The following is a 14,831-nucleotide window of genomic DNA, read 5'->3' as shown; positions in this document are numbered from 1 at the left end:
TGCGTGCCCGGTTTACTGCTGCGCTCGCTGCAATCCTACGCTCTGCAGCCGAATGATTTCTTTCGTATCGTCGTCACGCACGATCTCAATCGTGCTTACAAAGCCGTTATCCTCCTCAACAACCCAGATTTCCTTTGGACGATAGATCAGATGATCTACGCCTTCCAGCGCTACTTCAAAGACGTTATCTTTGGGATCATAGCTAACGCCCAGCACGCGGGCGTAGTCTGAGGCAAACTGGTCGCCCAGCTTGGGGTCCACAATTTCTACGACCGCGTCCTCCGGGTTCAGATCCTCCAGAAACGCTTTCGTGAAGCGATCGAAGTATTCCTTCCACTGCGCGCGCGGAAGTTGTTTGGTTACCGCCATCTTGCCTCCTCCAGTTTAGAGGTTAGCAGTGAATGCCTGCCGAAGTGGCAGGCGACTCGTCCGCTGTGCTTTTGCAGCAAGCCATGGACCGATCTGCCAGAAACGACAGAAACGGGCACTTTTGCTGTCCATTCTGGCACCCGGCACGGTTTTCCCTCATGTGCTGGCATAAACAAAGTACCGACAGCTTGTCGGTGCAGGGGAGATTAACCAACCAACCTCAATGAAGCCATGGCTGACCGCATTTATTTCCCGAGTTTCACAACGTTGCAGCGCGAAATGAACCGGCTGTTCGACGAATTTCTACGGGGCGCAGAAACCGGCGAAGCTCCGGCCACCTGGACGCCGCGGGCGGATCTGGCAGAAACGGATGAAGCTTACCTGATCCGCATTGATCTGCCCGGCGTAGCCAAGGAGAACCTGGACCTTCAATTCAATGAAGGCGTGCTGACGGTCTCTGGAGAGCGGCCCGCTGAATACGAAGGCACGGAGGAAACCGTACGGCATGTGGAGCGCCCGCATGGTCGGTTCTTCCGAAGCTTCACGCTGCCGCAGACGATCGATCCGGCTGGCATCAAGGCCGAAATGCGAGATGGCGTGCTTACGATTCGCATTCCAAAGCTGGCTGCCCATCAGCCGCGTAAAATCAAAGTGGAGTAAGCGAAGCGCGCAGCATGGCAATGCCCAAAAGCCGGCGCGAAGCGTCGGCTTTTTCATTAGCCGAGCGCCACGTCAAGCGTAAGCATCACCATGATGCCCAGCATGGTTCCAAGCGTGGCCAGCCGCTCATGTCCCATGCGATGCGTCTCCGGGAGGATTTCGTGGCTGATCACATAAAGCATGGCCCCTGCCGCAAACCCCATCGCCCAGGGCAACAGCACGCTCATGTAGTGCACCAGCGCGGCTCCCAGCACAGCGGCTGGAATCTCTACCAGGCCTGAACGTACTCCCACCATGCTGGCATAGAAACGCGCCCCCAGACCGGCACTGAGCGAAGAAACCGCTACCGAAAGCCCTTCCGGAATGTTCTGAATGCCGATGGCCAGCATAAGTTGGATAGCTTCCCGATAGTGGCCACTGCCAAAGCTGACCCCTACGGCCAATCCTTCCGGCATATTGTGCAGCGTAATGGCAATGATAAAAAGCCACACCCGACGGATACGCTGCACGTTAGGCCCTTCATGCCCTTTAACGAAGTGCTCATGCGGCAGCCATCGGTCGCCTGCGTCCATCACCAGTGCCCCTAACGTCAGTCCGCCCAGCACAGGAAGCAACCCGCCATATTCAATACCGGGCAGAATGAGACTGGTAAAACTGGCGGTTAGCATAACGCCGGCAGCAAATCCAAGGGCAGCATCCAGAAAACGCTGGGATGGACGCGGCCAGAGTAGTAACACAAAGGCACCGCCCATATTTAACAACGCGATAACCAGTCCGCCCAGCAATCCCAGCAAGACCGGATGTCCATCCAGCGTTTCGATCAGCGCTTCCATGATCGATTGGACTTACCGTCTCCCGTCATTTCATGCAACAAACCATTTCCCGAGCGGCTTGGCGAAGACGCCACGCAGATTGTTGCGTAAAAAAACGCGCCGCAAAATAACGTCCCCGAGATCTCTAATGCAATCGGCTCAGCGGAGGTAGAAGCGCGGAGGATCGTCTCCTACGTAGGCGCAGATTTCCAGGTGTTGCATGATGGGAGCAGCTTTCACCTTGTGCATGAGCACTTCCTCCACCTGAAAGAGGCCGGTCACGTGCTCCATGTAAGCCGCTATGCGGACGGGCTTGCGTTCTCCAGGGCCAATGTGCACGCGCGTGATCGCACTGGCAGAATAGCGGTGAATGTCGCCAATCATAGGGTCGCGGTTGATCATTTGCGGAATGCGTGAGCGTCCGTGCGTCATATCGGTCCCATCGGCAACCAGCACAACGCCCGCCTCAATGGAGTGAATGCGCACGTTGCCCATGTGTCCTACAATGCATTCATGTACCAGCGCCCGCAGGACAGCCCGCATCGGATCTCCCTCCGCATAAACCAGCTTCAGATAGTGTTGGATAAATGGATCAACCAACGTCAGCGCCCACTGCTCATGTCCTTCGCGGGTAATGCCCATACCGGCATCATGCAGAAACGCGGCCAGCGCTACGGCTACCTGCGCATCCTCATAAGTACCCACCTCTTCCATTTCAAGCGACGGCCGGATCCCTCCCTCATAGAGCAATCGCAAAATTTTCAAAGCATTGTAGGTAACTATGCGGGCATGCACTGGTCCATGATCGTTGTACCCCAACCGCCGTACCGATACGACATTGGCATAGCTCAGATAATGATGCAGCGTGCGATCAACCAGCAGATGAGAAAGCAGCGTGTGCACCCGGCCTTCCGTTCGGTCCAGAAGCGCCCGGTCCAGCTCTATTTGCTTGGCGCTAACGCCTTTCCAATCTGGAAAACGATGGGCGGCGTCTCGATAAACCGTAGCTTCTGCCCGCACCTTTTCTGCCGCAGCATCCTCAGCTTTCGCCGAAAGGGCTGCCGGCTTTTTTTCTAGTTCCATCGCACCCTCTGCGTTCATGATTGGGCAAAAATAAAACAGGGCGGCCCTGCTAAGGTTGCCGCCCTGTCGATTTATTTACGGGTTAGTTTCAGGCGTCAGTCGCTCTTTTCCTCAGACGTCTCATCTTCCGCTGCAGCTTCAGGTGCCTGCGCCTCCCCTGATGGCTGGGCTGCTTCCTCTGCTTGCTGTCCTTCCTCCTGCGCGGCCTTTTCGGCTGCCTCAAGCTGCGCTTTCAGATCCTCCAGACCGCTGAGCTCGCCTAGCGTGGTGGGGCCGGTAACCGCCTTCCGCTGATATTCTCGCACCGCCTTTTCCTGCTGTTTACGCTCCTCACGCCGGCGTCGCTCTTCCTCGGCTCGCCTTGCCTCTGCTTCCGCCCGTTCTTTAGCAACCTCGCTGAGGACAATTTCCCGGTCGGTTGCGCTAAAGCGAATCACGCGCAGCTCCAGCTCATCCCCTTCGTTATAGAACTCCTGAAAGTTCTTTCCGTGTTTGAGCTCATTGGCTGGCACAAACGCCTCCACGCCCAGCGGCAACTCGACTACCAGACCGTTTTCTTCAAAGCGGACCACTTTAGCCTTATGATCGGTCCCTTCGGCATAGACCGTGGCAAAGTCGTTCCACGGATTGGTCTGCACCTGCTTGTGCCCCAGCGAAATGCGCCGATTTTCTTCATCGACCTCAAGGACGACCACATCCAGTTCCTCTCCTTCCTTAACCACCTCGCTCGGATGCTGGATGCGCCGCGTCCACGACAGGTCACTGATATGGACCAGCCCATCAATGCCCGGCTCAATCTCTACAAAGACTCCGAAGTTGGTAATCTTGCGCACCTTGCCACGCAGCACCGTGCCCGGCGGATAGCGCTCGGCAAGCCCCTCCCACGGATTGGGCTCTAACTGCTTCATGCCCAGTGAAATCTTCCGCCCCTCTCGATCGATGTTCAGGATCTTCACCTTAACAAGCTGGCCCAGCGATACCTTCTGACTCGGGTGCTTGATATGATCGGTCCAGCTCATCTCGGAAATATGCACCAGCCCCTCAATGCCCTTCTCCAGTTCGACAAAAGCGCCATAGTCGGTAATAGACACCACCTTCCCTTCGACGATGTCGCCCTCCTTATACTTCTCGTCAATGTTCTCCCACGGATGAGGCTGGAGCTGCTTCAAGCCCAGCGAAATGCGCTGGCGCTCCTTGTCGTAGTCAAGCACCACAACGTTTAGCTTCTGGCCGAGCTGCACCAGCTCCGAGGGATGCGAAACGCGACCCCACGAAAGATCCGTAATGTGCAGCAGCCCATCGACGCCACCGAGGTCAATGAAAACACCGAAGTCTGTGATGTTTTTGACGGTGCCCTCCAGCACCTGGCCGGGCTCCATCTTCGACAGAATCGCCTCGCGCTGCTTCTGCAGTTCTTTCTCCAGCAGCGCCCGATGCGAGACCACGACGTTTTCATTGGCTGGGTTAATTTTGACGATCTTGAACTCCATGCGTTTGCCAATGTAGGCGTCGAAGTCGCGCACGGGCCGCACGTCGATCTGAGAGCCCGGCAGGAACGCCTCCAGGCCATCGAAAATTTCGGCGATCATGCCGCCTTTAACGCGGCGCACAATCGTTCCTTCGATGACTTTTTCATTGTAGTAGGCATCTTCGACCCGCTGCCAGCGACGGAGGCGGTCAGCCCGCGTCTTTGAGAGCACTAACTGCCCCTGGGCGTCCTCCAATTTTTCAACAAAGACTTCAACCTCGTCGCCTTCCTTGATTTCGGCGTCGCCAAACTCGCTGCGCGGAATGATGCCCGAGCTCTTAAAGCCGATGTCAATCAGCACTTCTTTTTCACCAACGGCCAGGATGCGCCCTGTGACGATCTCCCCTTCCTGAACGGCTGTAAAGCTCTGCTCAATTTGCTGGCGCAACTGTTCATGGAACGGATCGATCTCCGGCGACGCCTGTTGCTTCTCCAGCTCTTCCAGTTTGATAACCGGGCCCGTAATTTCGCCCCGAAAGCCCATGACCGGCTTCGTGGCTTCTGGGGGCGTTTCAGTCGAGGTGGCTTCCGGAGCCGCCTCTGCCTCTTCGGCCTCTGCTTGAGCCGGAGCGGTGGCGTCCGAAGCTGCTTCCTGTGCCGTTTCGGCTGGTGTCTCGGCTTGCGGAGTCTCGGTCGTCGAAGCCGTTTCCGCGTGGGCCTGCTGCGCCGTCTCCTGCGGCTGCGGAGATTTCTCGGTTGTCTCTGTCATCTCAGAGACCTGGGTCGACTGTTTCTGCTCGTCTGCCATAGACTTTTTTCCGAAGGCAAGACCCGGGCACGTGCGGAGAAGCGAGCCTCGCCTTCTGTTCCTCATTTAGTGTACCCGCCCGGGCTTCTCCGGCCACACCGGACGGGCCGGGTTTGAAGGTTTACTTTGCACACAAATGCGCGGACATAGAAGTTCAAAACCGGAGGCCCGCGCTCCGGTTTCCGCCTGCATCGCAAGCGTTGCCGCTAAACGTGCAAACGACGCTGGCGTTCCCGGATCAGCTCGTACACGCGCTGCACCTGCTCGTCAATACTCAGCGAAGTCGTGTCCAGTTCGACGGCATCCTCGGCTTTGCGCAGCGGCGCCAGGGTTCGCTGCTGATCCTGCGCGTCGCGTTGGCGAATCTCGGAAAGCACCTGTTCCAGAGGCACCTTCTGCCCTCGGGCCGCCAGCTCGCGTTGACGTCGCCGGGCCCGCTCTTCTGGATCAGCCACCAGAAAAACCTTTACTTCGGCTTCGGGAAAGACCACGGTACCAATATCCCGGCCATCCAGCACGACACCGCCATATGCTTGCTCCCAGGCCCGTCCAATGCGGCGCTGCTCTTCCAGTAGCCGCGCGCGCACCTCAGGCCACGTGCTGATGCGACTGGCAGCCTGACTGACCTCAGGCGTGCGGATGGCCTCCGTTACGTCCTCGTCATCCAAAAAGACGCGCAGCGCGCCGCGCTCCCACACCACACGCAATTGTGTGCGCGCCAGCGCTTCCTTTGCCCTTTGCGGATCCAGCGTCGGATCCTGCCGAAGCAGCGCCAGCGCCAGCGCCCGGTACATGGCGCCCGTGTCCAGGTAAGGATAGCCCAGGCGCTCGGCTACCCTGCGTGCCGTCGTGCTCTTTCCTGCACCGGCCGGACCATCAATTGCAATGATCACGGAACTTCTAACGTCTGGCTTGATTTTTTTGAGCCGCACCAAACAGGCAAGCCATGCGCAAACTGGCGCACCACGAAATTCCACGTCCGGATCCTGAAACGCTGCGCCAAATGCCCCGCCACCCCATCGTGGTGGTGCTGGATAACATTCGTTCGATTTACAATGTAGGTTCCATTTTTCGCACCTCCGACGCCGCCCGCATCGAAAAACTCTATTTGACCGGCATCACGGGAACGCCCGCGCATCGCCAACTGCACAAAACAGCGCTAGGCGCCGAAGAAACAGTCCCCTGGGAATACGTGCGCGATCCCGTTCCCCTGGTCGATACGTTGCGGGAGGCTGGCTATACCATTGCTGTACTTGAACTAACCGATACGCCTACCTACACCCACCAGGTACCAGATACGATCTTTCCATTGGCGTTGATTGTAGGCCATGAACTCTACGGCGTACAACCTGCGTTGATTGAGCGAGCCGATCTGGCCCTTGAAATTCCTCAGTTCGGCAGCAAGCAGTCGCTCAACGTAGCCGTGGCTTATGGGATTGCCGTCTTCGATCTCGTGCGTCAATACCGCCGGCTTCAGGGAGATCCTCGTTTTAGCCCAGCACCTCAGCAGCCCGACGGAGCCGCCGCACACATGCCTCCTTCCCGATAACTTCCATCATTTCAAACAGGCTGGGGCCAAACGATAGCCCGCTGATAGCCAACCGTGTCGGATGAATGATCTCCGCAGCCTTCACGCCCTGTTCCTCAGCCAACTCCCGCAACGCGCGTTCGGCTGTCTCAGCTGTAAACGGCTCCAGTTGCTCCAGCCGATCGGCATAGGCGCGCACCAGGGCAGCCGAGTTTTCCTTCCAGCGTTTTTGGACGCCCTTCTCTTCATACGTTACGGGATCTTCGTAGAAAAAGCGGCAAAATGTAGCCAGTTCTTCCACAAAGGTGATCCGTTCCTGCATCAGCGCTGCCACCCGGCGAACGTACGCCTCGTCGGCCTGGAGCCCATGCTTTTTCAGATAAGGCATGGCCTTGCGGGCCAGTTCCTCCACCGACATGCGTCGAATGAACTGCTGGTTGTACCACTTCAACTTGTCGAGGCTGAACTGTACCGCAGCCGGTCGCACCCGATCGAGCGAGAACGCCTCAATCAACTCCGCTAAGGTGAACACCTCCTGCTCCGTACCTGGATTCCATCCCAGAAAAGCCAGGTAGTTTACGAGCGCTTCCGGTTCGTATCCCTGCTCTCGGTACTGATGCACCAGCACAGGAATGCCCAGTGCATCGGCACTACGTTTGGACAGCTTACCCCCTTTAGGGCTCAGAATCAGCGGCAGGTGTGCCATCTTGGGCATTTCCCAGCCCAGATAGCGATAGAGCAGCACATGCTTGGGCGTAGAGGACAGCCATTCTTCACCTCGGATCACATGCGTAATGCCCATCAAATGGTCATCCACCACGTTCGCCATATGATAAGTGGGCATCCCATCAGACTTGATCAGTACCTGGTCGTCAATCTCTGAACTTTCAAAAGAGACCCAGCCGCGAATCAGGTCATAGAAGCGGATCGTTTCGCGACGCGGCACCTTGAGCCGGATCACATAGGGCACGCCTTCCTCTAGCAACCGCGCTACTTCATCGGCCGGTAACGTGAGCGAGTTGCGCATGCTCATGCGCGTGATCGCATCATATTTGGGGGACGGGTTGCCGCTCTTTTGAAGGCGCCGCCGCATCTCCTCAAGTTCTTCCGGCGTGTCAAACGCATAGTAGGCATGCCCTGCCTCTACAAGCTGCTGCGCATACCGCTGGTACAGCGCTTTGCGCTCCGACTGGCGATACGGTCCGCACGGCCCCCCTACGTCCGGCCCTTCGTCATACGTCAATCCTGCCCACCGCAACGATTCAATAATATCGTTTTCAGCACCGGCGACGTACCGCTCTTGATCGGTATCCTCAATGCGAAGAATAAACTGCCCCCCATGCTTGCGCGCGAACAGAAAATTGTATAGCGCCGTGCGCAATCCCCCTATGTGCAGAAATCCCGTAGGGCTGGGCGCAAACCGCACGCGCACCGGTCCTTCTATTTGATGCGTTTCCATACGAAAGCAGCCGTGTGGTTCGTTTTGTACCCAATCTGCTGCCTGGTAAAGATAACGCTTTGGTCCATTTCCCCGTGGGAAAATTACGAGAACGCCAGCCATCCAAGCATTGCGCGAGGCGTGCGCGCGCCCTAAGTTAGAACGCCTGTTATGCTACGCAAGCCAGCGCCCCTGTCAAACGTACCGTTTTACCAGAAAGCCAGAGTATGCGTACGATCTGCCTGCTGGTCGGAAGTTGGCTGATCCTTGCGACCGGATGCCGCACGGTGTCGCCTCATCCGGTTGAGGATACCAGCGTGGTGGCTATTGCCGGTTCAGAAGTGATCGATCTGGCCACGTTTGAGGCCCAGTATGCCCGCTCCGTCGGGAGTAGACTGGAAGCGGCCGACGACTCACTGGAAGCCTATCGCGACTTTCTCGAACGTTACGTGAACTATCGCCTGCGCGTTCAGGAAGCCCGCACCCGAGGCTACGAGCGCGACGCTGCCCTCATAGCTGAAGTAGAGGCCTACCGAATCGAACTGGCCCGCAGTTACCTCATACGCCGGGAAGTGGTCGAGCCCTTGCTGCGCACGCTCTACCAGCGCATGCCCGACATGGTAGATATCAGTCACATCTTTGTGCGCGTGCCCCCGAACGCTACCCCGGCCGACACGCTGGCCGCTTACCGGCGCTTGCAGGCCTTGCTCGACTCGATCCGCCAGGGAGCCGACTTCAATGAAATCGCCTTCCGCCATTCAGACGATCCGTCAGCCAGGTCGTCTCCTACGACGCGAGGAGGCTGGGGACGCATTGGCTGGATCAAAATGGGTCAGACTATTGAGCCCATGGAGACCTATGCCTTCAACACCCCCGTAGGTGAACTGTCGCCCATTTTTCGCACGCGTTTTGGCTATCATGTACTCAAGGTGCACGCCCGACAGCCCGCTCCGCCTGACGTGCGCGCTGCCCACATTATGATCACTCCAGAGCCGACTCCAGAAGACTCGGCGCGCGCGCACCGCCTGCTTGACAGCCTGCGCTTGCTCGTCCTCCAGGACAAAGCTGACTTTGCAGAACTGGCCCGCCGCTATTCGGAAGACTGGCGCACAAAAAACCGAGGAGGCGACCTGGGCTACCTGAGCTTTGCCCAACCGCTGCCAACAGCAGTGCGCGACACCCTCTTTTCTCTGAAAAAAATCGGGGACGTGTCGCACGTTACCTCCACTTCTTTTGGACTACATATCTTCCAGCTCACCGATCGACGCCCGCTTCCCCCCACCTTCGAAGCGGCGTATGACACCTTGCTAACCGTTGCGGAACGTCTGGGTCGGCTTCAGGCCGCCCGCAAACAATTTGTGCAACGGCTTCGCCAGCGCCTGAGCGTGCATCTCGACACTGCCCGTCTTTTCCAACTGTTGCAGGTAGCTGCTCATCCCGACACGCTGGCCCTGCGCGTGCGCCAGCGCAAGCTGGGAGCGCTTAATCTCTATCAGACGTTCGCCACTATTGAAGATTCTACGTACACGCTGGCCGACTTCGTTGCCTATGTCAACCAGCATAATCTGCTGCGCCGCACCGCACGCCGGGACACGATTGCTCGGGAGCGGCTGCTACGGGCCGTCAATCGTTTTCTGGATGACCGGTTGCTCAACTATGAAGCCCTGCGCAGGGCCGCTGCAGATCCGGAATTTCAGCGCACCATGCGCCACTTTGTCGATGGATTGCTAGCCTTCAAGCTGCTGGAAGAGGCTGTCTGGAAAGCATCTGAACGCGACACGGCCGGGCTGCGCGCTTATTACGAAGCACATGCTTCCGAATTTGTTTTTCCGGAACGCACGCGCGTGCTCAGCTTTCGAAGCCCGCATGACTCCACCCTGGTGCAACGGGTTTATGAACCACTCCAGCGCGGTGTACCGGTAGCTCAATTAATTGCTGAACTGACCTCCGATACCAGTGCAAATGTTACCATCGATACCGTGCACATTGCACGCCCCACAGGTTCTATCTATGACCGTGTGCTACACCTGGAAGCTGGCCGGTACACCGAACCGTTTCGCTCCGGGAACGGCTACCTGCTTCTTTACCATGATGGTCGCGAGCCACCGCGCCTTAAGACGTTCCAGGAAGCCCGTGCGGATGTGCTCAGCGCCTACCAGAAGGTGCTGGAAGCACGCCTGGACCGCGCATTACGCGCACGCTATGGCGTTCGCCTCTTTCCGGAACGTCTTCGCCAGGCCTTCGCTGCCGAACGCCGAATCCTAACCAATACGCACCAATGAAACGGATGCTGCTTTTTGGACTGGTCCTGCTGAGCGGGGTCGGATGCCAGCAAAAACCGCCTCCTCCCGACGTAGTGGCGCGCGTAGGACAGGCCTACCTGACGCGCGACGAACTGTCCCGTGCGCTCCAGCTTCTGCCCGTGCAGATGGATTCAACAGAAGCCAGCCAGCAGGTAATTGAGCAATGGATTACGAACCAGTTGCTCTATCAGGAAGCTTTGCGGCGCGGTCTTCGCGACGACCCTGAGGTGCAACGGCTGCTCGAAGAAAACGAGCGCTCTGTTTTGATCAGTGCGCTGCTTGACCGCATCTACCAGGAAGAAGAAGCGAGCACTGCCCGCCAACCAGATCCTTCTGAGGTGCAGGCCTATTACGAACGCTACAAAGAGCAGCTCCGGCTGCGAGAGCCCTACGTACGCGTCCGTTACCTGCACACCACGCGCGCGCAGGATGCCCGGACCGTCCACCAGACGCTGCAGGAGGCCGAAGCCGTTTCAGACTCCCTCTGGGACGCGCTTGTGGCACGCTACGCAGATAACCCAGAAGAAGCCCGCCTGCTTGCCAGCCGCTACTTCCCTGAATCTCGCCTCTTTACCGCGGCCGTGCTCACTCCGCTGCGCGAAGCATTACAACGCCTGCGTAACGGCGAGTTGGCTTCCCTTATCGAAATCGAAGGCCACTACCATGTGCTCCAGCTTGTAGAACGCCTGCCCATCGGTACCATTCCAGAATTGCGCTGGATTTACGACGAAGTAGCCCACCAGGCTCGCATCCAGGCCCGGAAACAGATCTATGCCCGTCTGGTTCAACGCCTGCGCAATGAAGCGCGCGTGCGGGGTGAACTGGAATTGTACCAGCAATAGCGCACCTGCACGCTCTGCCTGTCCCTGAGCAAGCCACAAGACGCATGCGTCGGTTATTGCCGTTTATTCTGCTGCTGTTGCCTGGCCCGGGGCTGGCCCAGTCGCCTGCTGCAGAAGATCGGGTGCTTGATGAAATCGTGGCCATTGTAGGCAACGAGTTGATCCTGCGCTCAGAAGTTGATGCGTTTCTGGCAGGCTACCTGCAACAGCAGCGTCAGGCGTATTCGGACGAACTCTGGCTGGAAGCCCTTAACCAGCTTATTGATCAAAAGGTACTGGCCGAGCATGCCCGTCGCGACACCACCATCCAGATCTCAGACGACCGCGTGGAGCAGGCGCTCGAGGAGCGTCTTAATCAACTTATGCAACAGGTGGGCGGCCAGGCGCGCCTCGAAGAAATCTATGGCAAGACGCTCACCCAGTTGAAAGCGGAGCTGCGCGAGGACTTTCGAGAGCAGATGCTGGCCGAAACGTTCCGTAACCGAAAGCTGCAGCAGATTCGCATTACGCCTTCAGAGGTGCGCGCCTGGTTCGAACAGTTCCCTACGGATTCATTGCCCACGCTGCCCGACCTGGTACGTCTGAGCCATATTGTGCGATACCCCCGTCCCTCCGAAAAAGCCCGCCAGGAAGCTTTCGAGATTGCGACAGCCATTCGGGATTCCATTGTCAGCGGCCGCTCTCGCTTCGAAGACATGGCTCGCCGCTTTTCTGAAGACCCAGGCTCTGCAGCTGCCGGGGGCCACATCCCGGACACGCGTCTGGCTGATCTGGTACCGGAATTTGCAGCAGTAGCCGCCCGCATTCCCATTGGAGAAATCTCGCAGCCCTTTGAGACACCCTTTGGCGTCCATATCCTCCGGGTAAACCGCCGGCAGGGCGATATCATTGATTTTAACCACATTCTGATCCGCATCGACGAAAGCCAGACCGATCCCTCGGAAGCCATCGCGTACCTGGAAGCGGTGCGCGATTCCATTTTGCGGTTTAACCTACCGTTCGAGTTGATGGCACGCCGTCACTCTGAAGAAGAAGCCACCGCAACCCAGGGCGGACGCGTAATGGATCCGCGCACAGGCGAACGCGATCTGGTGCTCAGCGCCCTAGATCCCACCTGGCAGCGCACCATTGACACGCTGGAAGTTGGTGAAATCAGCCATCCTGCGGAAGCGGTGCTCCTTGACGGCCGTCGCGCATACCATATTGTGCGACTGGATCGTTTTACGCCCAGCCACCGCGTCAACCTGGAGACCGATTACGCTCGCATTGAACAGCTAGCACTCCAGGAAAAGCGAGCGCGGGTGCTGCGCCAGTGGCTGAATGAACTCCGCCAGTCCGTGGTCATCCGCCTGGCGGGCAAAGCGCGCAAGCTGGCCGAACGCTACCCGCATAAGATTGTTACTTCGACGCTGGCCCACCGTTGATCTCCGGATTACCTATGCCTGCTCCAAGCGCTCTTCGCACCGGCGACCCCCTGGAAACCCTCCACGAAGCGTACGTGCGCCTCCGCCGGGAGATTAGCAAAGTCATCGTGGGTCAGGAAGCAATTATTGAGCAGCTTGTCGTGTGCCTGCTGGCACGGGGCCATGCCCTGCTTATTGGCGTCCCCGGCCTGGCGAAAACGCTGCTGGTGCGCACCCTGGCTCAGGCGCTCGATTTGAAGTTCAGTCGCATCCAGTTTACCCCTGATCTGATGCCCAGCGACATCACGGGGACCGAAATTCTGGAAGAAGACCGCACTACAGGCCAGCGCATCTTCCGCTTTGTCAAAGGACCCATTTTTGCCCACATCGTACTGGCCGACGAAATCAACCGTACCCCGCCCAAAACTCAGGCTGCTCTCCTGGAAGCAATGCAAGAACAGCACGTAACAGCAGCCGGCCAGACCTTTCCGCTGGAACCTCCATTTTTTGTGCTGGCCACGCAAAACCCTATCGAGCAGGAGGGAACGTATCCGCTTCCAGAAGCCCAGCTTGACCGCTTCATGCTCAATCTGTGGCTCGACTATCCTTCGTTTGAGGAAGAAGTAGCCGTAGTGCGCAATACCACGTCAGGTCCCCTCCCCACCGTTACTCCGGTCATCAGCCGCGAGGAGCTCCTGGCGTTTCAGGACCTGATTCGGCGGCTTCCGGTGGCTGATCATGTGATTGAATATGCGGTGCGCCTAGTAACCCGCACGAGACCCGGCCATCCCGAAGCTCCGGACTTTATCAACACCTATCTGAGCTATGGTGCAGGCCCCCGCGCCTCGCAGTACCTGATTCTGGGCGCCAAGGCACTGGCTGCCCTTGAAGGCCGCGCTACCCCGCTCATCTCCGACGTGCGGCGCCTGGCCGTACCCGTCTTGCGGCATCGCGTCGTCACCAGCTTTCAGGCTGACGCAGACGGCGTCTCAGCGGTCGAATTGATTGAACGCCTGCTTGAAACGCTACCCGAAGCGTAACCCCTCTTGACACAAAGCTGGCTGCGTCTTATTGTGGAGCAGGAAGTACGGTTTTACCGTGCCTGCAAGCGGTTTCTGTCCACCGACCGTAAAATTGCCATGCCAACGGCCAAGTTCTGTCGTGTTCGCCTAGTAGAACGCATCGACTTTACCGACGACCTGGCACTGTTTCGCTTTGAGCCAGAGGAACCGGTAACCTTCACGCCTGGTCAATACGCCACGCTGGCGCTTGAAGTCGAAGGAAAGCTGGTTCCTCGCGCCTATTCGATTGTCTCTGCCCCTCATGAACCCCTGCTGGAATTCTTTATCGAGCTGGTTCCTCATGGCAAGCTGACCCCGCGCATCTGGGAGCTGCGCGAAGGAGACGAAATGTGGATGCGGCGAAAAATCGTAGGCCATTTCACGTTAGAGACGCAGCGCACCCGCCATCTCATGCTGGCTACTGTCACCGGCATTGCTCCCTATCTGAGCATGATTCGCGCCCAACGGCATGCGGTAGAACGCGGCGAATCTCCTTCCCACCGCTTCCTGGTCATTCACGGCGCCAGTCGCTCCCAGGAGCTGGGCCTGTACCTGCGCGAACTGCGCCAACTCTCCGAAGAAGTCGATTGGCTTACCTACATTCCTACGGTCAGCCGCCCCTGGGAAGATCCGGAATGGCCGGGCGAGACAGGCCGCGTGGACGACATTGTACGCAAATATCTGGACGCGGCCGAAGACTTTACGCCCGAGACCACGGTGGCGTACGCCTGCGGCCACCCCCAGATGATTGAAAACGTGCGTGGCATTCTGCGGCGCGCAGGTTTTGCCGACGAATTCATTCGCGAAGAGCAGTACTTCGTGCAGAAAAGCTCCGAGAAAACAACCCGCAAGGCAGCGCAGCCCCAACCTTCCCCTGCCCCCAAGCCAACAGCCGTACCGGCCGACCGCCTGCCACCGGGCGCTCGCCCCATCCCAACCGTCGGCAAACTGCCACCCCGCCCGGATTCGAAATAAACTGCCGATGCGCGTTACTCCTAGCTGCACCGGCCGCCTGCCCCAAGGGCCCTCCCTGCCGGTATTCGGTTTCAGGAATCA

At 58.1% G+C, this 14,831-nt stretch carries 13 protein-coding genes; 7 read left to right on the top strand and 6 right to left on the bottom strand.

The features are described from left to right. Positions 1 to 12: 12 nt before the first annotated feature. Positions 13 to 369: a DUF5335 family protein gene (locus tag BUA15_RS05455; protein WP_072714971.1), complete on the bottom strand. Its 357-nt coding sequence runs from the start codon at positions 367 to 369 to the stop codon at positions 13 to 15. Between the two features lie 231 nt (positions 370 to 600). Between BUA15_RS05455 and BUA15_RS05450 the strand changes: the two genes are divergently transcribed. Continuing rightward, positions 601 to 1,029 carry an Hsp20/alpha crystallin family protein gene (locus BUA15_RS05450; protein WP_072714970.1) on the top strand — a complete coding sequence of 143 codons (429 nt, stop codon included), beginning with the start codon at positions 601 to 603 and terminating at the stop codon, positions 1,027 to 1,029. A gap of 56 nt (positions 1,030 to 1,085) precedes the next feature. Here BUA15_RS05450 and BUA15_RS05445 read toward each other — a convergent pair whose 3' ends face one another. From BUA15_RS05445 to cmk, 4 genes are all read right to left on the bottom strand, one after another. After that, entirely contained in the window at positions 1,086 to 1,862 is a 777-nt protein-coding gene (locus BUA15_RS05445) for a ZIP family metal transporter (protein ID WP_072714969.1), read from the bottom strand. Between the two features lie 138 nt (positions 1,863 to 2,000). Then, positions 2,001 to 2,924 carry a phosphohydrolase gene (locus BUA15_RS05440; protein WP_072714968.1) on the bottom strand — a complete coding sequence of 308 codons (924 nt, stop codon included), beginning with the start codon at positions 2,922 to 2,924 and terminating at the stop codon, positions 2,001 to 2,003. 95 nt (positions 2,925 to 3,019) lie between these two features. Beyond that, complete coding sequence (locus tag BUA15_RS05435; RefSeq protein ID WP_084660526.1) at positions 3,020 to 5,200, bottom strand: 30S ribosomal protein S1; 2,181 nt, start codon at positions 5,198 to 5,200, stop codon at positions 3,020 to 3,022. Positions 5,201 to 5,406: 206 nt separating this feature from the next. Continuing rightward, positions 5,407 to 6,093 (bottom strand): (d)CMP kinase, encoded by a 687-nt coding sequence (gene cmk, locus BUA15_RS05430; protein ID WP_072714967.1) that lies wholly within the window; start codon positions 6,091 to 6,093, stop codon positions 5,407 to 5,409. A gap of 53 nt (positions 6,094 to 6,146) precedes the next feature. On the opposite strand from cmk, the gene BUA15_RS05425 reads away from it, so the two are divergent. Continuing rightward, positions 6,147 to 6,749, top strand: a complete 603-nt coding sequence (locus tag BUA15_RS05425; RefSeq protein WP_072714966.1) for an RNA methyltransferase — start codon at positions 6,147 to 6,149, stop codon at positions 6,747 to 6,749. On the opposite strand, the gene gltX is transcribed toward BUA15_RS05425, so the two are convergent. Further along, the gene (gltX, locus tag BUA15_RS05420) at positions 6,691 to 8,187 is read right to left on the bottom strand and encodes a glutamate--tRNA ligase (protein ID WP_072714965.1); all 1,497 of its coding nucleotides are present in this window, start codon (positions 8,185 to 8,187) and stop codon (positions 6,691 to 6,693) included. The genes BUA15_RS05425 and gltX overlap by 59 nt on opposite strands. A 206-nt stretch (positions 8,188 to 8,393) precedes the next feature. On the opposite strand from gltX, the gene BUA15_RS05415 reads away from it, so the two are divergent. The 5 genes from BUA15_RS05415 to BUA15_RS05395 all read left to right on the top strand — a co-directional run bounded on the left by BUA15_RS05415 (position 8,394) and on the right by BUA15_RS05395 (position 14,750). After that, the gene (locus BUA15_RS05415) at positions 8,394 to 10,448 is read left to right on the top strand and encodes a peptidylprolyl isomerase (RefSeq protein WP_072714964.1); all 2,055 of its coding nucleotides are present in this window, start codon (positions 8,394 to 8,396) and stop codon (positions 10,446 to 10,448) included. Beyond that, the gene (locus BUA15_RS05410) at positions 10,445 to 11,311 is read left to right on the top strand and encodes a peptidylprolyl isomerase (RefSeq protein WP_072714963.1); all 867 of its coding nucleotides are present in this window, start codon (positions 10,445 to 10,447) and stop codon (positions 11,309 to 11,311) included. Before BUA15_RS05415 ends, BUA15_RS05410 begins: the two co-directional genes overlap by 4 nt. 44 nt (positions 11,312 to 11,355) lie before the next feature. Beyond that, entirely contained in the window at positions 11,356 to 12,735 is a 1,380-nt protein-coding gene (locus BUA15_RS05405) for a peptidylprolyl isomerase (RefSeq protein ID WP_072714962.1), read from the top strand. Between the two features lie 14 nt (positions 12,736 to 12,749). Continuing rightward, on the top strand, positions 12,750 to 13,754 hold the full coding sequence (locus tag BUA15_RS05400) for an AAA family ATPase (RefSeq protein ID WP_072715172.1): 1,005 nt from the start codon (positions 12,750 to 12,752) through the stop codon (positions 13,752 to 13,754). A gap of 99 nt (positions 13,755 to 13,853) precedes the next feature. Then, on the top strand, positions 13,854 to 14,750 hold the full coding sequence (locus tag BUA15_RS05395) for a ferredoxin--NADP reductase (protein ID WP_072715171.1): 897 nt from the start codon (positions 13,854 to 13,856) through the stop codon (positions 14,748 to 14,750). Positions 14,751 to 14,831 lie beyond the last annotated feature (81 nt).

This window comes from Rhodothermus profundi (genome assembly GCF_900142415.1).
GTDB classification, from domain to species: domain Bacteria; phylum Bacteroidota; class Rhodothermia; order Rhodothermales; family Rhodothermaceae; genus Rhodothermus; species Rhodothermus profundi.
Note: the sequence above shows the minus strand (reverse complement) of the source record. Positions and strands in the feature narration are given on the sequence as shown.

Excerpts from the sequence above, each read along its gene's own strand:
- BUA15_RS05455 (WP_072714971.1), bottom strand. The coding sequence starts at position 369 with ATGGCGGTAACCAAACAACTTCCGCGCGCGCAGTGGAAGGAATACTTC.
- BUA15_RS05450 (WP_072714970.1), top strand. The coding sequence starts at position 601 with ATGGCTGACCGCATTTATTTCCCGAGTTTCACAACGTTGCAGCGCGAA.
- BUA15_RS05445 (WP_072714969.1), bottom strand. The coding sequence starts at position 1,862 with ATGGAAGCGCTGATCGAAACGCTGGATGGACATCCGGTCTTGCTGGGA.
- BUA15_RS05440 (WP_072714968.1), bottom strand. The coding sequence starts at position 2,924 with ATGGAACTAGAAAAAAAGCCGGCAGCCCTTTCGGCGAAAGCTGAGGAT.
- BUA15_RS05435 (WP_084660526.1), bottom strand. The coding sequence starts at position 5,200 with ATGGCAGACGAGCAGAAACAGTCGACCCAGGTCTCTGAGATGACAGAG.
- BUA15_RS05425 (WP_072714966.1), top strand. The coding sequence starts at position 6,147 with ATGCGCAAACTGGCGCACCACGAAATTCCACGTCCGGATCCTGAAACG.
- gltX (WP_072714965.1), bottom strand. The coding sequence starts at position 8,187 with ATGGAAACGCATCAAATAGAAGGACCGGTGCGCGTGCGGTTTGCGCCC.
- BUA15_RS05415 (WP_072714964.1), top strand. The coding sequence starts at position 8,394 with ATGCGTACGATCTGCCTGCTGGTCGGAAGTTGGCTGATCCTTGCGACC.
- BUA15_RS05410 (WP_072714963.1), top strand. The coding sequence starts at position 10,445 with ATGAAACGGATGCTGCTTTTTGGACTGGTCCTGCTGAGCGGGGTCGGA.
- BUA15_RS05405 (WP_072714962.1), top strand. The coding sequence starts at position 11,356 with ATGCGTCGGTTATTGCCGTTTATTCTGCTGCTGTTGCCTGGCCCGGGG.
- BUA15_RS05400 (WP_072715172.1), top strand. The coding sequence starts at position 12,750 with ATGCCTGCTCCAAGCGCTCTTCGCACCGGCGACCCCCTGGAAACCCTC.
- BUA15_RS05395 (WP_072715171.1), top strand. The coding sequence starts at position 13,854 with ATGCCAACGGCCAAGTTCTGTCGTGTTCGCCTAGTAGAACGCATCGAC.